Here is a 2767-nt window from a genome sequence, read left to right on the forward strand (position 1 = left end):
ACATGAGTGTTTCAATCTGCGACTCCTTATACAAGGACAATATTTAGATGAAGAGAGTGGCCTGCATTACAACCGCTATCGCTACTACAGCCCTAAACAACAGCGCTTTATAAACCAAGATCCGATAGGATTAGTGGGTGGCATAAACCATTACCAATATGCGCCAAATCCGGTTAACTGGGTTGATCCAATGGGGTTAATGTGTGAAGAAGGTGAAAAGAGCTTAAAAGAAGCGCTTGCTGTAAATGTTGCTACCGGGTGCATAAGCCCTAAACTTTCGGATAAATTATACTTAGCCGCTCAAGAAGGTAATCTTACACCAAAAGAAATTAAGCAAGGGCTGGCAGCTTTAGCGGTAGCTAAGGTTGCTCCTTTTCAGCCAATAGTGAATCAAACGACGACTAACGTAGTACGAATAGCAACTCAAACAGCTGCTAATGATGCGTTATATGTTGCCGAAAGGTCACTGCTAGCGACGGTTGCACCTTGGTTAGCAAAGGCCGTAGGTACAGTATCCTTGCTAGCATATAGCCCATCAACGGGTGGAGTTTTAGAGGAACTGACTGCGCCTGATGGAACTACCTACTCCAAATATAGCGATGAGGTTTATTATAAAGCAGTGGGAGTAGATGGTGATGAGTGGTCGACCAGTGATGTTCAAGAGGATATAGCCTACCGTACTTGGCTTGCTAATGGTGGCGATGGTAGTATTAGTGAATGGCGGGGGTTAGGTAAGCCCCAAGACCTTGATGGTCGAAATTCAGGCGTGAGATTAATTGACATTGGCAATCTATCTGCTAAAGATATTCCTACATATAAAAGTGGTGAATTTAATGCTTGGTTTGATTCGCTTAGCCCTGAGGAATTGGATCTACTATATAAGAAAGATAAAAAAATTAGGCGTAAAATCGAAAATGGTTTAAGAGGAGATGGTGGTATGCATGAACATCTAATGGTTTCTAAAGCACCTCACTGGAAAAAATGGGGGGTTACTGTGGAACAAGTTCATAATGATTATTCTGTACCAACCGAAAAGCTAAAATGGACAATACCGGGTTCCTCAACTCAAGGTGGTCATAGAATATTAGACTCAGAAACAAAAGAAGTCAGTGCCCCTGGTTCGACAACATTCCATAAGCAGCTAGGGGAAGCCATAGATCAAAGTAGCTCATTAGAGCAATTTGATGAGAAGCTTAATGGCTTAAAGGATACGTGGAAAATAATAGTAGAAAAATAAAGAGAGTATTTAATGAGTACAACTATTAAAAGTTTAGAAGATATATTGTTAAAAAACCTACCTGATACAGAGTGGGGAGATGTCGATTTATCGGATGACGACTGCATATATCGTAAGTTTTATTTTGATTACCTTTCAAATGAACAAGCATTTGAAGCTCTATCTTTATTTCCTAATTCAAAAATGCTTTTTAATAAATATTTAGCTATCAAGTCTGGAATAATAAATAAGGAGAAAATATCTGATGGAGAGCTTGTTGATATCGTCAAAAAATACTTATCAGATGTCAGTGTTTTCTTAGAACATGATAATGATTATTTGACTATCGATTTTATAGAGAATATTTCATCTATTAAGGTTTCACCAGAAAAAATAAATTTTAAATCAGGTGAAAATAAGTTGCATTCTAATATTTATGGTTCAATTTCAGAGTATTTAATTGATGAACTTCCTGATGATGATGCTGTTTTATTACTTTATGATTGGTCTTTAGAAAAAACACGTTGGGCAACTGTGTCAGCCTACTTTTTAAACTCGTTTATTGGCCTAGAAAATTCAAAAAGCCTCGATGCAGCTTTTTCGCTATGGAAAAGTGAAAACAGTAACTCTTACTGGGCTGAAAATAGTCAGTTTTCCGCAAATGGAGTTGTATACTGCAAAGCGAGTCAATAATGAAAACGAATACCAAATAATAACAAATAATAACAAAGACACCCACTCTAATAGGTGGGTGTTAATTTACCGATAACATGTTGTAATAAAAAATATAATACTAAAAAATAACGAAATAATATAATACAGTCATTGTAAAACAGATAATCAAGACATATATGGACGCTCCCTTGAAGTCAAGACGAGCTAATGTATAAACATCAAAATGATGCCTTTATTTAATTATCATGTATCTCATATCACAGTAATGATGCGTCACAAGCTTGCTAAAAAGCAAAGGTACTGACATATATTCGAGCTATGGTCTCATGGTTATCATGCACCATGCTCCTAATGAGCTTCGTACCAAGGGACCTAAAAAATATTCACCCAAACGAGATTGAATCTAGTGTCTTTATCTGGTTAACTTTGGTTAGCGTGCGCTTTTTGTTTCATTATAAGTGAAGTACATACAGGATAAGCGTATGTTACGATAAATAACAAAGACACCCACTTAAATAATGGGTGTTGATTTACTGGTAACACGTTGCAATAAAACAATATAATGCAGTCATTGTAAATCTATATTACACATATGCTCTTTAACAACATGGATGTTGTAAGCAACAAGCCAATGGGGTCAAATCTTGACTTCATACATCTACTTTCATTATGTTGAATTTAGAGAAAATAAAGTAACAAAGGCACCCACTTTAAATAGTGGGAAATAAACTAGACACCCACCCTAATTTTTGCAGTTTGGCGAACTAAGTACTAGGTTTTTGTTAGTATGAGAAATGAGCAGGGTGTCTTATGGCAATTGCAAGAAAGCGACAAGTAAGTTTGATTGATACTAATTATAAGATCGTTAACGTAGTC

General features: G+C 36.4%; 2 protein-coding genes. Both read left to right on the forward strand.

What is annotated here, in order from left to right:
- Positions 1-1237: RHS repeat-associated core domain-containing protein (locus CWB66_RS22710; RefSeq protein WP_252371769.1), on the forward strand; the 1237-nt coding region annotated here is incomplete at its 5' end.
- Between the two features lie 12 nt (positions 1238-1249).
- The gene (locus tag CWB66_RS15185; protein WP_138586017.1) at positions 1250-1909 is read left to right on the forward strand and encodes a hypothetical protein; all 660 of its coding nucleotides are present in this window, start codon (positions 1250-1252) and stop codon (positions 1907-1909) included.
- The last annotated feature ends 858 nt before the right edge of the window (positions 1910-2767 follow it).

It is taken from the genome of Pseudoalteromonas sp. S558, assembly GCF_005886635.1.
Lineage (GTDB): Bacteria > Pseudomonadota > Gammaproteobacteria > Enterobacterales > Alteromonadaceae > Pseudoalteromonas > Pseudoalteromonas aliena.

Excerpts from the sequence above, each read along its gene's own strand:
- CWB66_RS15185 (WP_138586017.1), top strand. The coding sequence starts at position 1,250 with ATGAGTACAACTATTAAAAGTTTAGAAGATATATTGTTAAAAAACCTA.